The 17,877-nt window shown below is 47.8% G+C and carries 12 protein-coding genes; all 12 read right to left on the reverse strand.

Annotated features, from left to right (window positions below; genetic code table 11):
- Positions 1-7: 7 nt before the first annotated feature.
- The 12 genes from MKY01_RS29460 to MKY01_RS29515 all read right to left on the reverse strand — a co-directional run bounded on the left by MKY01_RS29460 (position 8) and on the right by MKY01_RS29515 (position 17,836).
- On the reverse strand, positions 8-973 hold the full coding sequence (locus MKY01_RS29460; RefSeq protein WP_017691858.1) for an ABC transporter permease subunit: 966 nt from the start codon (positions 971-973) through the stop codon (positions 8-10).
- A 227-nt stretch (positions 974-1,200) separates the two neighbouring features.
- A complete protein-coding gene (locus MKY01_RS29465) occupies positions 1,201-2,748 on the reverse strand; it encodes a response regulator (RefSeq protein WP_047840759.1) in 1,548 nt (515 codons plus the stop codon).
- A 269-nt stretch (positions 2,749-3,017) separates the two neighbouring features.
- The gene (locus MKY01_RS29470) at positions 3,018-3,932 is read right to left on the reverse strand and encodes a class I SAM-dependent methyltransferase (protein WP_339284553.1); all 915 of its coding nucleotides are present in this window, start codon (positions 3,930-3,932) and stop codon (positions 3,018-3,020) included.
- A 205-nt stretch (positions 3,933-4,137) separates the two neighbouring features.
- Complete coding sequence (locus MKY01_RS29475; protein ID WP_339287288.1) at positions 4,138-5,361, reverse strand: MFS transporter; 1,224 nt, start codon at positions 5,359-5,361, stop codon at positions 4,138-4,140.
- A 192-nt stretch (positions 5,362-5,553) separates the two neighbouring features.
- Positions 5,554-7,617 (reverse strand): molybdopterin oxidoreductase family protein, encoded by a 2,064-nt coding sequence (locus tag MKY01_RS29480; protein WP_339284554.1) that lies wholly within the window; start codon positions 7,615-7,617, stop codon positions 5,554-5,556.
- A 185-nt stretch (positions 7,618-7,802) separates the two neighbouring features.
- Positions 7,803-8,027, reverse strand: coding sequence for a hypothetical protein (locus MKY01_RS29485; protein ID WP_127548928.1), 225 nt, complete (start codon positions 8,025-8,027; stop codon positions 7,803-7,805).
- 15 nt (positions 8,028-8,042) lie between these two features.
- Positions 8,043-8,894, reverse strand: a complete 852-nt coding sequence (locus MKY01_RS29490; protein ID WP_036667815.1) for a formate/nitrite transporter family protein — start codon at positions 8,892-8,894, stop codon at positions 8,043-8,045.
- Positions 8,895-9,271: 377 nt separating this feature from the next.
- Positions 9,272-10,633, reverse strand: a complete 1,362-nt coding sequence (locus MKY01_RS29495; RefSeq protein WP_036612744.1) for an FAD-dependent oxidoreductase — start codon at positions 10,631-10,633, stop codon at positions 9,272-9,274.
- A gap of 482 nt (positions 10,634-11,115) precedes the next feature.
- Positions 11,116-11,595 (reverse strand): glutathione peroxidase, encoded by a 480-nt coding sequence (locus MKY01_RS29500; RefSeq protein WP_047840764.1) that lies wholly within the window; start codon positions 11,593-11,595, stop codon positions 11,116-11,118.
- Between the two features lie 239 nt (positions 11,596-11,834).
- Complete coding sequence (locus MKY01_RS29505; RefSeq protein WP_036612750.1) at positions 11,835-12,719, reverse strand: ABC transporter ATP-binding protein; 885 nt, start codon at positions 12,717-12,719, stop codon at positions 11,835-11,837.
- Positions 12,720-13,373: 654 nt separating this feature from the next.
- The gene (locus MKY01_RS29510) at positions 13,374-16,580 is read right to left on the reverse strand and encodes a hypothetical protein (RefSeq protein WP_339284559.1); all 3,207 of its coding nucleotides are present in this window, start codon (positions 16,578-16,580) and stop codon (positions 13,374-13,376) included.
- Positions 16,577-17,836 carry a hypothetical protein gene (locus MKY01_RS29515; protein WP_024632789.1) on the reverse strand — a complete coding sequence of 420 codons (1,260 nt, stop codon included), beginning with the start codon at positions 17,834-17,836 and terminating at the stop codon, positions 16,577-16,579. The genes MKY01_RS29510 and MKY01_RS29515 overlap by 4 nt, the downstream gene beginning before the upstream one ends.
- Positions 17,837-17,877: the final 41 nt, after the last annotated feature.

The following is a 17,877-nucleotide window of genomic DNA, read 5'->3' on the forward strand; positions in this document are numbered from 1 at the left end:
CTTCCGATTACCATAGACTGGTTGAGTTAAGCTTTCTGCTGATCGCGTTTGCGATAATGAGCAGCGCGAAATTAATGACGCCGTTAAATAGTCCGATGGCGGTTGAATACGTATAGTTCCCCTCCAAAATACCGGATCGATAAACAAAGGTGGATATGACATCCGATGTCTCATAGGTCGGTGCTGTTTGCATCAGCAATATTTTCTGAAAATCCGCATTCATGACCGCCCCCATACGCAAAATTAACATGATCACAATCGTGGGCATAATGCCCGGCAGTGTAATATGTAACAGCTGTCTCCAGCGGCCTGCGCCGTCAATTTTGGAAGCTTCATACAACTGAGGATCAATACCACTTAGTGCTGCCAAAAAGATAATCGAGGCCCAGCCTGCGCCCTGCCATATGTTGGACAGGATGTACATCGGACGGAACATATCTTTTTCCGCCAAAAACATGATCGGCTGCAGATCGAAAAAGTCACGAATGACGTTAAATAACCCACCGTCCAGAGATGAGAACGTTTTCAACATTCCAACCACAACGACAACCGAGATGAAATGCGGCATATAACTGATGGTCTGTACTGCACCTCTGAACCACTTCTTCCGGACTTCATTCAGTAGCAGTGCTAGTAGAATCGGAGCCGGGAAACCAAACACAATACTGTAAAAACTTAAAATCAGTGTGTTCTTAATCAGTCGCCAGAAATAATAACTTTCAAAAAACATGGTGAAATTGTCAAATCCAACCCATTCGCCTGCCAAGATTCCTTTGATTGGGTTGTAGGATTCCTGAAATGCCATCAGTAGCCCGTACATTGGCCCATAGCTGAAAATCAGATAGTAGGCTACCACAGGAACGAGCATCAGATAAACGTATCTGTTGCGGACAAGTTCCTTTTTCACCGAACTCCATTTGCCAGCTGGCTTCAAACGCCCAGGTTCAATCCCCCGGCTTCGATTCAGCTCCATCCACTCAACCTCCACTCTCGATGTTCATTCACTAACATGACACTTCTAATGATAGAAGCGAGCGCCTTTTCTTCCCATGCTCATTTCCGATAAATGGATGTTCAAAACCGAGTTCCGTCCGACAAAAAAAGACCCTGCTGCCGATGAATGGCGTACAGGGCCCGATCACAGATTAGATGTAGATCGGATATAAAGATTAGCTATGTAGAAGCGACAGCAACGCTGTCTTAGGGTACTTTTTTATACTCGGAAGGGGAGAAACCCGTGTATTTCTTGAACATTTTGCTGAAATACGGCCAGTTGGCGCCAAAGCCTGTCTGTTCGGCAAGCGAGGATACAGTGCAGTTCCCGTCCTGCTCCAGAAGCTCCAACGCTTTACGGATGCGGTAGCTTAACACATAGTTCGTAAATTTCTCACCCGTTTCTTTTTTGAACATTTTGCCGATGTAGTCTGGATTCATGTATATTTCCCCAGCGATGGACTGGAGTGTTAATGTCTCGTCCTTGTAGCGTTTCTCTACCAACTGTTTCACACTGCCTACCATCTGCGATTGTCTGGAGCGATGTTGATCATAGCGGCGCAAGGTGATTTCTTTGGCGACGGCAAGCAGAAACTGTTGAAAAGAATGCAGGGTGCTGGATTCAATCATGCCTGGCAACTGGTCCATATACCTTTTCATCTCGGCAGAACCACTGAGTCGAATCATCTCCATAAACATCTGAATAAGATAGGACTTCGTTTGGGATATATCGTATCGCAAGCTGGCAAGCAGCTGAAACATCCGGTTCAGCTCTGATCCAACTTCCTGCCAGTGTCCCGCCTTGATTGCAGTAACCATCCGCTCCGGATCGTATTCGAATTCAGGAAGAATGCGTTCTCCGGGAGAGTAAATATCCCGTTCCATAATGAGACTGCCCTCACCGAGGTAAAAGCGGTAATTGAGATAAACCAGCGTCTGCATGTACAAATGGCGTGCCTGCGAAAGGTCTCCTGGCTCGCTTAGCGCTATCGTGAGATCATCATGATAATATCGGGTAAATGTGGCGCGAATCTCATCGATATTATGGAACAACTGCGTTTCAGACAACTTGTCCTCCATGATTAGTAGCACATGCCTTCCAACCGTGGCACTTAATATTGGATTGTGAAAAATATCTTCGGCAATGTTCTTCACCGCGAACAAGTGCAAATACTCATGATCCCCCTCAATCTCTACCAGCAGCAACCGCACACGCTGATCCTGAAACTGTACATCGAATAATTCCTCGAAATACTTCCATTCCTTGACCCCGTATGTTCTGTTCGTGACTAGCTCTTTCAGAAAATATTCCTTGGCATGCGGCAGTACACGCTCCAGATTATATTGGATCGACTGCACAAAACGCTCCTGATCGGTTAACTCTCGCTTCTCACTGACCAATTCACTGATAGCCTGTACAAGATGCTCCTCGCTGCAGGGCTTAAGCAAATAGTGCTTCACCCCATACTGCATGGCCGTTTTCGCATATTCGAACTCCGTAAAACCCGTGAGCATGATAAACGAGATATGCTGATACTTCTCTGCCACAGCTTCAACCAGCTGTAACCCATCCATTCCCGGCATGCGGATGTCCGAGATGATGATATCCGGGCGTTGCCGCTCAATTGAAGCAAGCGCTTCCAATCCATCTTGAGCAATGCCGATCAGTTCTGTTCCTAATCTGGACCAGTTCACCACACTGGAGATCCCGTCCGAGATCATAAATTCATCATCAACCAGCAAAACCTTGTACATCGTATGCATCCTCCTGCCTTTAACCAGTTCCATTCTATTATATGGGCATTATGCACAAATAGAGGGGAGGACATTGAATGACATGGAATTGCACACTAACAAGTCTGATTGTTGAACATTTGTATCACGTGTGATGTTATTGGCTACAGAATCATGGTTTGTGCTGTTCCTTTGATCAAACCAAACAACCTTCACCCTGCCACAGGGTGAAGGTTTGCCGCTACTATGCAAATGCGGGCTATATAGGTGACTTACATGCCCGGATCGATTTATTTTTTTACTGCGTGAATGAAATGTATCGTTTCAAATGCCCTTAGATGATCGATTCGATCCTGGAAAAACTGTTCCTGAATCGCCTCGGGAGTCAGATGCTCATAAATAAGTAGCCCTGCTTCATCAAGCAAGGCCTCCATCTCCACATATGCATAGCCGGATTGCATCGGCTCACCACCCATTGCAGCCAATTTAACCATATTTTCAACCCGATTAAACATTCCTTTTTCCTCAAAAAGATGCTCATCTGCATAATCCAGAACTATAGAGCTTCCGGTTGGCAGGTTCGCAAACACATGACGAATCACGTTAAACAGATCATTTTGGGGCAAATAATACGAAACACCCAAGAGACTAGCCAACGTCTTCCGTTTCTTCAAACCTTCAATAGTCAAGCTGTCATTCGAAAGCTCACGCGTAAAATCCATGGGTACAAAGTGAAGATTGTCCGGAATAGTCAGCTCGGCCTGATTCAGCCGCTCTTTCTTGAATTGCTGTGTAGCCGGATAATCCACTTCAATGATATCCAGCGTGTCCTCCAATTCCGGATGCCTCAAAGCAAACGTATCCATCCCGGCGCCAAGAATGACTACCTGCTCCAATCCCAACGCGACTTCATGCAAAAGTACATGCTCACAGTAAGCGGCCCGAGCCAGAGTTATTGGAGATAACTGTACCTGGGTAATCCATTTTAGAACCTTTTCCGGGTCGTCCTTGAGCTCGTGAGCCATATCCGGGTTGAAAAAATGAATGCCTCTAACCATGTTATTGCTGATATCTGAAAACTCTTGAGGAGAGATCAGCAATTTCGCCATAAAATCATCGAAAATGAGGGGTGTGTCATGTTGGCTGTGATAGGCTCGGCCAAAAGTCGAAATCAATGATGTGATACTGGATTCATTTTGCTTCATACTTATTCCTCCCGTACAAACAAAAATAAGATTCCCCTGGCCAGGAGAATCTTATTATATACGGAATATTTTTATATGTAAATTATAGCATAAATATATTTTTTTGTCAACTATAATTTACGAATGAGCAGACAGATTACAGTGGATTTACCGTCCACTCCAACTCGTTCTTCCTTCCGCATCCTATCCAACCCGATGAGATCTGTTAGGCGTCCATTCCATACTCCTTCACTTCACGATTACGGTTCAACACCGCATGCAACACAAAACCAAGTACCGCAATAACTGCTGTGCCTGTTGCCAGCCACGCTACCGGAATAAGTCCCTGTTTGTCATACATGACCCCCATCGCATAGGGGCCGATAACCCGTCCAACCGCACCGATCCCACCCGATATCCCGATGTAAAAAGGTGCCGCCCTGCCCGCATGCTCCGAGATAAACGCAGGTGTTGCAGGGGAGATCAACATCTCTCCAAACGTGGCCAGTACCATTGCAAGCACCATGCCTGGATAGCTGTACATGGTAATCATCACAATGTAGGCCATGCCATAGAATACCGCACTCGCCGTCATCTGGGCAGTGGAGGTACGGGCCATGGTCCGTTTCATCCAGCTGGTAAAAGGTTGGCCCACAAAGATCAGCACCCCGTTCAGGGTCCAGAGCAGACCGTACATTCTTTTTTCCATACCCTCAGAGATGATATACGGGGAAACACCTGTGTTCCAGATGGAGTTGCCGAATAACAGGAAGAGTACGCCCAAGCTCATAAACAGATATAGTCGGGTATTCCCCAGCAATGCCCAGACGCCCGGCCCATCGGGGACGGTTTTCCGTTTGGTCAGATGTACTTCCCCCTGATCCGGTTCAACCCGCGACAGATAATACCAGAAGAAAATTGCAAATCCGGCTGAGGTCACCCCGTTCAGTACAAAGCTGAGGTGATAGGAAAAGTCAGCCAGAAAACCGCTCAACGCCGTACCAATCGCCACCCCGATATTGTTCGCCACATAGATAATATTGAATAATTCACCGCGTCGCTCCGCAAACCGGAAGCCAATAAAGGCTTGAATCGCTGGTAGCGACAATGAACTGAACAGCCCAATCCAGCCCATGGCACATATAAATACGACCCAATACGCACTAATCCACGGCAACGCAAACAAACCTAACGCATTAAGCGCCAGTGAACCAATGATCAGCTTCTTCACGCCCACCCGATGGTACAACGAACCACCAAGCAATTGTCCAAAGATGCCACCCAGTGACTGAATGAGGATTACAAAACCCGCGTTGGCCATCGTCCGTCCAAGTTCATCAAATACATACATGGTGGTCAGCGGCCACATCAGTGCACTGCCGGTTGCGTTAACCAGACTTGCTAACAAAAATATTCTCACTTCTTTTGGATAGTTATCCAGCCATCTCATCATCTCTAGTTCATTCTCCTTAGTACCTCTGCACATACAAATGGCCATAAAAAATAGACCTTTGCCCTGACGGCATAACCATAACCAGCCAGAGCGAAGGTTTTATGAAGTGTTACATCAATTGCTCTTTAATCCTGCTCAAATTCTAGCCTTTGTTCATCTTACCTCAAAAAAATCACGCCGCAAGCACACTCATTGACGCTTCACTTCAACAGTGGCCGAGAAGAAGGTAGCCCCGTTCCCCATGTCCGACAACCGATTGGACGTCAGTGAATTCGCTCGCTGCTTCTTGCCGTCACCATCCCACCATAAGCCTTGGCTAATCACTGTTCCCGGCAGCATGGCTTCACTCACCTTGGCGGTAAGTTCAATGCGCCCACGATCATTCCATACGACCACTGCATCTCCATCCTCTAGGTTTCTACGGATGGCGTCCTCGGGGTGTATCTGCAATAGAGGCATCTTTTCCAAACGCTGATGTTTGGCTGAATTACCAAAGGTGGAGTTCAGGAAATTATGGTTTGGCGGCGACAGGAACATCAATGGATACGTATCGGCAGGTCCAGCCGGATTCTCCCCATCGTATCCTTCAACCAGAGCACTATAGGTAGGGAGCGGCGGAAGCCCTCTCTGTTCCATCGTCTCGGAATACAATTCAATTTTGCCTGAAGGTGTGGGCAGCTGATCCAGATATGCAGCATGTGGCGTCATATCCAGCTTCACGAATCGATGTTCCTTCAGTCCTTCCAACGTGACCCCATTCATGTAGGGGTTGCCTGTGCCCTGAAGTGCGTTCTCAATCATCTGTTCCGGTGTTTCTCCGAAGATTGCAGGATCGTACCCCATAGCCTGCCCAAGCAGTGAGAACAGTTCCACATTGCTCTTGCTCTCCCCAATCGGTGCAATCACCGGCTCTTGCAGATGAACGTACTGATGCCAATAAGAGGTGTACAGGTCCGTCGCTTCAAATGAAGATGTGGCTGGCAATACGATATCTGCATACTTCGCCGTATCCGTCATGAACAGATCATGCACAACCGTGAACAGATCCTCCCGTGCAAAACCTCGCTCCACCCGCTCGGTATCCGGTGCCACCACCAGTGGATTGCTGCAGTAAACCATCATCGCTCGGATTGGCTGCGCTGCTTCCAGCAACGCTTCACCAATCCGGTTCATGTTTACCACTCGCGGCTCCGGATTCTGCCGCAGCTCCGGACGTTCGAGCGCGTCGCTATTTGTGCTCGCGTAGCTGTTAGTGCGAACGGCACCGCCGCCTTGCTTCAGCCACTGCCCTGTAATGGCAGGCAGACATGCAACGCTACGCACGTTCATCCCCCCATTATCATGGTGCTGGAGGCCATTGCCGATGTGAATATGAGCTGCTTGTGCGTTGCCGTATAGTTCGGCCAGCTCCACAATGGTTTCCTCCGGCACGCCCGTAATGCGTGCAACACGTTCAGGGGTGTAACTGCGGACATGATCACGTAGTGCCTCATGACCTATCGTATACTTTTGCATAAACGCTTCATCCGTTAGTCCCCGTTCGAACAACACATGCATTAATCCTAGCGCCAGTGCACTGTCCGTGCCCGGAAACAGCGGAATAAACCAGTCGCCCCATTGGGCCGTGCGATTGCGATGAACATCGATTACGACGATCTTGGCGCCTTTCTTGCGTGCTTTCTCAGCCAAAACGACCTGATGCATATTGGTACTGACGATATTGCCACCCCACACCAGGATGAGATCTGCATGCTCCGTATCTTCCGGCACTGTTCCCCGATTGGCGCCCATCGTATATTTCCAGCCGGTATTTCCAGCGGAGTTACAGATCGTCTGCTCCAGTACACTCGCACCAAGCGCATTGAAGAAACGCCGATCCATGCCGTCTACGCCGAGAATACCCATGTTACCGTAAAAGCTGTAGGGCAGGATGCTCTCCGGGCCGTAGGTTTCGGACAATGCAGTGAATTTGGTCGTAATCTCACGAATCGCTTCATCCCAACTGATTCGTTCAAACTTGCCTTCGCCTTTGGCTCCTACACGTTTCATCGGATATTGTAGACGCTCGGGGTGATATACCCGCTCGGTCATATTTCTGACTTTATTACAAATGGCACCCTTGGTGATCGGATGATCCGGATTGCCTGCCACCTTCACAATTTTGCCGTTCTCTTTATGTAATAACAGACCACAAGTGTCCGGACAGTCGAGCGGGCACACCGCCGCAAATACACCATTCTCCTGATCGATCATCGTAAGGCTCCCCTCTTTAAAAGCTATCCCTATATCATATCTTCTTCGAGGTTATCGCGCAAAGAGAACAGTATGTTTTTGCTTCATATTCGCCGCTATGGCGGCTTTAAATTATTTTCAAAAAAATGTTTTTGAGTTTGATTCAACTTCAGAATTCAGGGGTAAATTAAAAATAAGGCATTAGGCTAGTGTTTCCCCACTTCCTCCTCATGCCATATCATGGACCACTCCCGAAATTCGCCATGAACAGGTTTCGTTCCCCCGAACCTTGTCATGGCGAATTTATTTTGCGTTAAACTCCAACAAGAACCCCATACAAAAAAACGATCCCACCCTGCTCCATCACAGCATATTCGCCATGAACCGAGCAAGATCAGAATCGTCTTCACTTCTAATATACGTGTATCCATACCTCGCTGTGCCCTCTATGCTTGTTTGCTCAACATTACTCTAGCCTCCGTCTCCATAGGTTCGATCGACGTCGCCATCTCTGGTTTCACTTTTGGCTCGGCTTGGCGCAGGTACACCACCCAATAGGCTGCAGCTACAAACAGAGCACCACCAGTCAGATTCCCGAGCCATACCGGAATGAAATTCATCACATATTGACCCCACGAATAATGTCCTTCGAAAATTGCCGCCGGGATGAGGAACATATTGGCCACAACGTGCTGGAATCCAATCGCCACAAATGCCATCGTTGGAAACCAAATGCCCAGTACTTTGCCACTCATCGTATCGGATGCATAAGATAACCACACGGCCAGCGCGACCAGCCAGTTACAGCCGATGCCAGAGATGAAAGCTTGCAGGAAGCCGTCATGCAGCTTATGCCCAGCCATATCCACCACTTTTGCCAGATATACACCCTCTCCGGTCAGACCAAGCACATGTCCAAACGCGTACGCGACAAACAAAGCTCCAACAAAATTACCAATCGTCACTAAGGTTAGATTTTTCAACATACTACCCACAGATAATTTTCGTGCAATCGTTGCAAGTGGAACTGCCATCATGTTGCCCGTCAGCAGCTCGCCACCACCTATGAGTACCAAGATTAATCCAACCGGGAACACTGCTGCTCCAATCAGATTGACCAGACTCCCCCACTCTGCTGGCGCAGAAGCAATTACCCGAATATCCAATAGAAAACCCAGCGCAATAAAAGCCCCTGCCAGAAAACTAAGCACCAGTACAGAAGACACCGGATATTGAGCCTTCTTCTTGCCTGTTTGCGCCGTATATTGTGCAACCTCAAGAGGTGTTTTTGCTGCCATATCATTCATCCTCTCCTTCATTGTTCATCATTGGATAAAACCATCTGAAATTCATTAGTTATGCGTTGAATACCACATCCTAATTGTATCTCGGTCCTAAACATAACTTTGTGCAAATTATCACAATGTTACTTAAAAAGATACTTTAAGAGTGTCTTGGAATAGTTATGACAGCAAGAGTGTAGTAAGGCCTTTTGTAGCTAAAACAACAAAAAAGAAGACTGACGATATACTCGCCAGTCTTCTCTTTCCTTTATAATCGTCCGCCTTGTTTCGTAATCTTGGCAGTTATCGTACACCTCTTATTTACGGACAAGCATGACTTATCTTTGTATGGCGTTTATCAAGATCGCTGTTAAACCATCTATTCTGCTTCCTTACACCATTGCTGGTGCTTTTACTTCAATTGGAGGCAGTGCTTGCAGACCCGCCGTGTTCAGGAAGTTCCACGGTTTGTTGTAATGTGGCTGGAAGAAAAAGTCGATGAAGGCCAGCTCATCTACGGTCATGTTGTTTTGGATGCAGACCGAGATCGTATTAATCGATTGGGTCAGATCAACCTGAGACATCACCTGTGCTCCGACAATTCGACGAGTAGCCTGCTCATATACCACTTTAAGCAACAGTTTCTCAGCCGTTGGCATAAACTCCGGACGGTAGCTGTCTTCCAGTACGACAGATTCAACAATCAGGCCTTCGTCAGCAGCAGACATTTCCGTCATCCCTGTACCCGCGATATTTTGCTCATAAATTTTGATACCCGATGTGCCTTGTGTACCCATATACGGTGTTGTAGGACGAACTAGGTTACGGGCTACAAGTGTACCCATCCGCACGGCGTTGGTTGCCAGTGGAATGTACGCTGCTTTGCCTGTTGGGTTGTAATGAATAGCACAGCTGTCACCCGCAGCGAAGACGTCTTTTTGACTCGTTTGCATATATTTATCCACGATGATTGCGCCGTTTGGCAGCATATCCACTTGGCCTTTGAGCAGCTCTGTATTTGGACGGAAACCAATGCACAGAATAACCAGATCGGTTTCGAACTCTCCTTTGGACGTGATCACCTTAGTTACTTTGCCATCTTCACCAGTAAACTTCTGTACCGTTTGACCAAGAGCCAGCTTGATGCCGCGTCCAGTCAACGTATCTTCAATCGCATCCGTGAATTCAGGGTCCAAGTATTTGTTCAAAATACGGTCCACACTGTCGATCAGGGTAACTTCCTTGCCGTTCATCTGGAAAGCCTCAACCAGTTCTACGCCGATATATCCTGCACCTACAACGGTAACACGTTTGGCATCTTTGGCTTTTTCAATAATCGTGTTGGAATGATTGTAGTTTTTGCAAAGTAAAATGTTGTCCATCTCGATGCCTTCAAGCTTCGGAACGACAGGCCATGACCCCGTTGTCACGATCAGTTTGTCAAACGTATCTTCAAATTCTTCCCCGGTTTGCAGGTTTTTAGCCTGAAGGGTATGGCCCTTGGCATCTACTGCTGTTACTTCATGAAGCATCTTGGTTTCAACACCAAGCTCTGCCAGTTGATTAGGCGAAGAATAGAACAAACCGTCAGGGTCTTTCACAACCCCACCTACGTAGAGCGCAATGCCACAAGATAGGAAGGAGATATTGTCATTGCGCTCATACACCGTGATGGTAGCATCCGGGTACAATTTGGCGGTATTTACGATGGCTGCGGTTCCTGCGTGTGTACATCCGATAACTGCGATTTTCATTAAAAGTTCCTCCTCGAAATATATAAATGAGTTTGAATATAAGGTTGTTATGGTTGTGAAACATTTCACTTCTTGTTCGAAACTGTGTATGTGATTTATTTCACTTTATACACTCATTATAATGTGATATTTTTCACATTGCAATAGGTTGAGCAAAAAAAGTTTGTCGAAGGAGGTCATTTCCCTGTATTTAAGCCTTTCTTCCCTTCATTGTATTGATTTCATTGTCCCCGGATTTGGGCGGGTTTATGCTATGTAATGGCTTCCGTGATCCCTGTATGAACACAGTGTGGACGTATAAAGTTAGAGGCGTCTCCTGCCTTCATGTTTGACTTATACAAAATTAAATACTTCAAATTTCAATACAGGGTTGATTTCATGGATCCAACTCCTACCTGTGAAGAGAAAAAGCAACGTATATAAAATAATCAAAGAAGCCTATCCTTGTTTATGCAAGGACAGGCTTCTCAAACGTTCATGTATTAACCGAGCAATTTCTCGATATCTGCAATCATTGTCTCCGGAGATTCTTTCGGTTCAACACGACCTACCACTTCACCTTCACGGTTAACAAGGAACTTGGTGAAGTTCCATTGGATGTCGCTTGTTTCACCTACGCCAGGTTGTTGCTCCTTCAGGTATTGGAACAGGGGATGAGTGTCCTCACCATTCACATCTACCTTGGCAAACACCGGGAAATTCACACCATAGTTAATCTGGCAAAATGATTCCGCTTCCTCACTTGTACCTGGCTCCTGCCCTCCAAACTGGTTACAAGGGAAACCCAGTACAACCAAGCCTTGATCACGATAACGATCATAAAGCTTTTGCAATTCACCGTATTGCGGGGTCAGCCCACACTTGCTGGCTGTATTGGCAATGACCAATACCTTACCTTGATACAGATCCAGTGAGACTTCTTGGTTCGCGGTGGTTACCGCCTGATATGAATATACGGACATGACTGATTCCTCCCATGACATATGTTGGTTTGGGCTGTTGCGAGCACGTTGGCATAACCAACGGGCTCACAGCCTGTCCTATTATTATAGACCTGATCCAATGCGATTACCAAATCCCGGGTCTACCCCTTCCCTTTGCTCCCATGCATTGCAAATCCCCCATGAATGCAAAAGAGCCGCGTGCGATAGCGCACAGCGGCTTCATTCTATAATGTAAGGACCACATATGGCCCATTTCGTTAACTTCCTGTCGCTTGAACACGTGGTTCTGCCCGTCCTCCAGCATGAACCATCGCACTGTTCATGACCAGCTGCTCTGGCGTCTTCGATTGCTGGCGTTCGCCTGCAAGAGCGTAAGGCAAGCAGAGCGGTACACCGGAACGCGGATCAATCACGATATCTGCTTCAATGTTGAATACTTCACGAAGTACATCTGAGTTCATAACTTCCACAGGTGAACCATGAGCGATGGCTTTACCTTTTTTGATACCAATCATGTGATGTGCGTAGCGGGAAGCATGATTCAAGTCATGCACAACCATAACAATGGTACGGTTGGCTGTGGCATTCAGTTGCTCCAGTAATTGCAATACTTCGAGCTGGTGAGCCATATCCAGGAATGTAGTCGGCTCGTCCAGGAAAAGGATATCTGTTTCTTGTGCAAGTGCCATGGCAATCCAGGCACGTTGACGCTGTCCACCGGACAGTTGATCAATCGGACGATCATGGAATTCAGTCATGGCTGTCACTTCGATAGCCCATTCAATCATACGTTTGTCTTCCGCACGCATGGAGCCAAATCCTTTTTGATAAGGAAAGCGACCATACGATACCAATTCAGTAACGGTAAGACCTTCAGGGGCTGTTGGATTCTGTGGCAAAATCGCAAGTTGCTTGGCAACTTCACGCGTGGACTGTTTATGGATGGACTTCCCGTCGAGCAATACATTACCTGCTTTTGGAGCCATAATGCGTGCCATCGTTTTCAGGATGGTTGACTTCCCTGAACCATTGGCTCCAACAAGTGCTGTAATTTTTCCTTGGGGAATCTGAATATTCAGATCCTCTACAATTAGTCTTTCCTCATAAGCGATATCCAGCTTGGTCGTCTCCAGACGAAACATGCGATCATCCCTCTCTCATTTATCCCGGTTATGTAATCCGGCTATGACAACAAAAACGAAATTGTAATTCTGTGATTTCCGACGCAAATATCTTCTACACTAAAGATACTGATAATCATTATCATTTGTCAACATAAAAAACCAAATTTTCTTCTCTTTTCGTGCTTTATTTGGTCTTTCTGTAGCAGAAATCCTGCTCTTTTCCCAAGTACACATGAGATCTTTTCTCATTCATTCCGCGCACTTTATCACTTCTGACTGTCTTTCAAACTCTTGAATCGCAAATTTTGTGTCTGAATTGTGAATGTGGCCACTCCGATGACAGAACAACCTTCTGATCGCTGTTATCCCCAGATTTTTTTATCCTTTCTTAGAGGGTAAATCCGGGGATAGCATATGCTTCCGATGTAGCTTTCCTTTAGAAAGCTTTTAGGCGAACGCTTCACTTCTTAAGGTTATTTCTGTCCTCTCCGTTTTTGTGTAAATGTTAGTTCAATCTATTCAGCCGCCATATCAAATAAAAAAAAGATGACCTTGAAATCTAAAGTTCAAGGTCATCTCACATACGCTCGTTTAATAAGGTATGAAGTCAGCATTTTCTATTGGATCAAAAGACACTTAATGAATCTATGCAACATGCTCATATAAAATAACTTACAGCTTCGGCTGAGGAATCAATTGGATTACCGTCATACTGCCCTGCATACTCTTCACACTGGCAATACTCTCGGCATCCATATTCGCTGGAAGATCGATCTGCAATCCATACGGATAGAGACGATCTACCTCTCCAATAGACATCTGTGCAGGAGTGTTCGCATCCTGTTCATTGGATACTGATGTGTCAGGCGATGTCGATCCTGTAGCCTGATCTGAATCGGTCCCTTGATCCGTGTCTCCACTCGCAGCATTAGACGATGCATTCGTCCCTGTATCCGTTGTTGTATCGGTAGCAGGATCTGAAGTGGAATCACCCGATGTTGAAGGATCGGCCTGCTGATCGCCATCCTCCGTCTGCTCTATGTTTCCCGCTGAAGAACCATCCGTGCTTCCTTCGGAAGTACTTCCTGAACCACCATCGGAAGGAACTTGGTTATCTGGCTCCTCATTCCGATTAAAACTCTCCCACTTACCTGTAGCATCCAACTCCTGCGTGTTGCCATCTTTCATCGTCAATTGCAGCGGGCCTTGCTCAAACTCAGTGCTTCCCGTATCATTCCTGAAACGGATCACCAGTTGGGCAGGTGATTGCGTACCCTCCTGTTCACTCGCAGGAATCATATAAGCAATCTGCTCCGCGAGCTGCACCTCCGGTTCAGCCGGTATGACAGGCTCCTGGGTAGAAGGAGGGGATGCCGCTGGCGGCTCTACAGAATCTTTCATCCATGCATATGTACCGCCAGCAATACCCAGAACCAGGATCAAGAGGATTAATCCAAACAGATTTTTCCTTTTACCCGTTAGCATCCGCACCAGTGGAGAGGACAATTCCGTCTTCGCACGGTCATAGACCGGCTTCATTGTCTTGCTGGCTCTCACATAATACGGTTTGAAAGCTGACTTCGACTTGAAAGCTTCACGGTCATGGGCTTTGAAATACGCCACGATGGCATCCGCATATCCTTTATGCGCATTGGAACCCCGGACAAACATCCGATGATCTCCTGACCATTCGAAGAATGGATACAGCCCTTCAGCACGACTTGCATTGGTGCGGATGAATTCAATCAGGCCAGGATAATCCAACCGATTGCTACCGCTTCCTCCCCGATAAAAAGCCATCGGCAAAGCTTCATATGCCGCTATCCCCGGATGAGCCTGCAGCTCTCCGGCAAGCCAGCGACGCGTCCAGCGTTGAAGTTCATTGCGTTCTGCCAGGGAAAGTGCCTCCAATGCCTCTTCTTCATTCCCCTCGCCACTAAGCCACACTCTCGCAGCCAGCATCATGTTCGTTCGAGCAGATACATCAGAGCCCTGACGTGCCGCCCAATCCCGAACCTCATTGCCATGCTGTAAAATATCAATGCTTAATAGCTGTTCACGGTTAACCCGTTCCAGATCCAGATCCTGAATCATAAACAGGTTAATGACATAAGCTAGCTTGTCTGCAAGGCGGGTTAACTCTTCCTGATATGCCGGATCTTGACTGGCAGACGGAGATCCCTCTTTGCGATTAGGGCGGGCTGTAGCTTCAGATTGACCAATTCGTGCCGTAATGCCTGTATCATAGGTGAAATCAGCGGATACTCGATCCAGTATGTTAACACGCTGAAGCGCTTCATTCGCAGACTGTACCGGATTAGGCGCAGAACATAACCGTTCACGCAGCTCATTGGCTGTCCGCTCCTGCAAGAAGCTGTAGTGGATCGCAGATGGATGGGACGTTACCCATCTTCGGATCACTTCCACAACGTTCGCTGCCGATTCCGTGCGTTTCAGCTGATTGTCCAGATAAGGCTCGAACAACAGCTTAGTGAGCGATTCATTGGCCAGCACTTTATCAAAGAAAGCCCGATTCAGCTGCGGATCCCGATCCAGCACAGCATACAATTCCTGCACAGCACGCATACGCTTCTGGGCGCGGGCATTATTCACACCGTAGATAAAATAGTCCACTATCCGGGATTGCACCACGGGCGCGGCAACACTGAAATATTCGCCAATGCGAGCTGCGACGTCTTCTTCGGGTACGTTCTCACGCTTCACGCTGTCCAGTTCCCTGCTGAGCAAGGTCAGGAACAGCTCGTTCAGACGGGAACGTTGCTGTAATCCACCATCCGGCTTCAAATAGGTCAGCAAGCCACTCAGGACATGACTTTTGTTATCCAGATACAGGTCTTCCATGCCTTGTTCAAGACCGTAGAACACCGCAAGTTCGCCATAGGCTTCAATGGAAAGTTCCCGCCCAGGTTCCATGCCGGACAACATTTCATCCGCAAACGTATAGAACGCATCCGCCGCCGCAGGTTCCTGCAATAAGGCCCAAGCGAATTCTGCATAAGGTAACTTCGCCACAGATGCATCCGCATGTGTCACTCTGCCTGATACGAGATCAAAGGTGAAATCCTTCTCCGTATTCCGGTCTTTCGGACGTAACGTTCCTCGCTCAACAAACTGGACGTGGATGCCCTTCTTGGCCTGTGGCTCCTTGGCAAACGTCATGAATCCCAGCTGCCGCCGGAATGCGTAGGGTAAAGCCGTGTACAGCAAACGTAACAATCCTTTGGCCCCTGCGGTCACTTCCTCTGCGGGAAGGTCCAGAGCAATGTATACTTTTCTGCGTGTCGCTACAGACTGCATTACCGCATAGAGCAGGCGCTTGAACAGCACTTCGTTCATCTTCAAGGTGCTCAGCACTTGGGTGGGTGATCCTACGCCAGCATCGGTCGCCCCACCCTGTCCGCTCCTAGGTGATATAGGCAATTCAGCAAGTGCTGGCAGAACTGTACCTTGTTCGATGTCATAGGACGTGGCGAACACGGCATCCAGCCAGCCGCCTTGTTTCATCTGCTCTTCCGAGCGTTCGGGAGACAAGACGTAATTATGTGCAAAAAAGGCACTGCGCAGCCCGGTGAAGTCCGCAGACTGGTACACATTTTGCCCAAGGATTGTCTCCCCACTCTCCAGATGAAGCAGGTGAATGGCAGCCGGAAACTTCGTCTCGTCCTTCTCGCTACGGCCTGTTAGCTCCGCTGGAGCATCATAGACACAGTAGGGGTGAAGCACTTTTTTGATAAAAGAAGGGTCCAGTCCCGGCGATGCCGCAACCGTATCAAACCCCTCTGTTGTGCGAAACACCCCGCGCCGCTCTCGGGTATACAACTGTTGTTCAATGGGCGGGGTTACGGAAGAACGCATCATCCCACTCTCCCCTCAATGTACTTCAGCTTGTACAATAGCCATAAGAAGGGTTCATCCACGCGAATCGGACTAACCACACCCTGCAATTTCATATCCACCGGATTGCTACCCAGCGCAGAGACTGCGAAATAGGCTGTATCCTTGAAGTACACATCCATCGTGCCCTTGAATGGGCGATCCACCTTCTCGATAAAACGCCGGATCTCCCCGTCTATATTCTCGAACTCGGTTAAGTCGAACCAATCGCGGTGCACCATGTTGCGGAAGACATTGCTGTTGGATTTGATATAATCCCCCTCTTCATCCTTGAGGGAATGCAGCATGTCGCTTTTGGTGAGCACAACAGCCGTTGGAATATTGGTCTTGGCTTTGTCCTGGTACGCGATAAAATCTCCAAACATCGTCAGCACCACATCTCGAGGTTCATCGTATCGTGGTGTCCACTCTCCCGGCTCGTTGCCCAGGTTAATGCGGATTTTGTCCCGAATCGAACGAATTTGAAGCGGGTCCACCATAAACAGGATACCTGCCGAGTTCTTGATGTGCTGCCCATGAAGTCCGAGATAGTCCTGCTCCACCATACCTTCACCCGCAACGTCAAAGAACACCAGTGTCAGCGGCGCTTTATCTTCGTCCTTGAACACAAACTGGAAGATAAACGGCTCCTGCAACTTTTCCTTCTGCGTGGAATCCAGCAGGTCGCCCCGTTCGAACAACGGTTCTTCATAATCCGCACGGAACCGGCGGCTGATCTCCGCATTCAATGGCATGCAAGCCGCGTCAAAATGATCGGCCGTATAATGCTGCAATGTATGAATTAATGAAGTCATGTAGACGGATTTCCCCACCTGGGATGCACCAATAATGGAAATGATATTGCTCGGTGCTTTACCTGCCGTAACAGGCAGCTCGTTATGACATTGCGGACACAACCGGCGACGTGTAACGACACCATACCGATCGTTCAGCCCCATCACGATGTTATCGGAATAAATACGATGTTCCTCCGGTACATCATGCGGAGCCAATACGGCCTCCATATCAAATACCGTGTCGAGTCCGAACCTTTCGCGATACCGATTCAACTTTGCATCTTCCCCGAGTGCGTAGTCCTCATCATCATCGCGGTGATGTGCGGCGCGGAACACCACCTCTTCCGGTGAAAACTTGCTGAAACAATAAGGGCATACAATATCATAAAACAGCGGACGTTCCTCCGGCTGTTGTCTCTTCAAAAACCGACTAAAAAAGCTCATAGCCACTCCCCTCCCCTGATCAGTCAGACTAAGGTGATATA

The organism is Paenibacillus sp. FSL R5-0486 (assembly GCF_037975155.1).
GTDB classification, from domain to species: Bacteria; Bacillota; Bacilli; order Paenibacillales; family Paenibacillaceae; genus Paenibacillus; species Paenibacillus amylolyticus.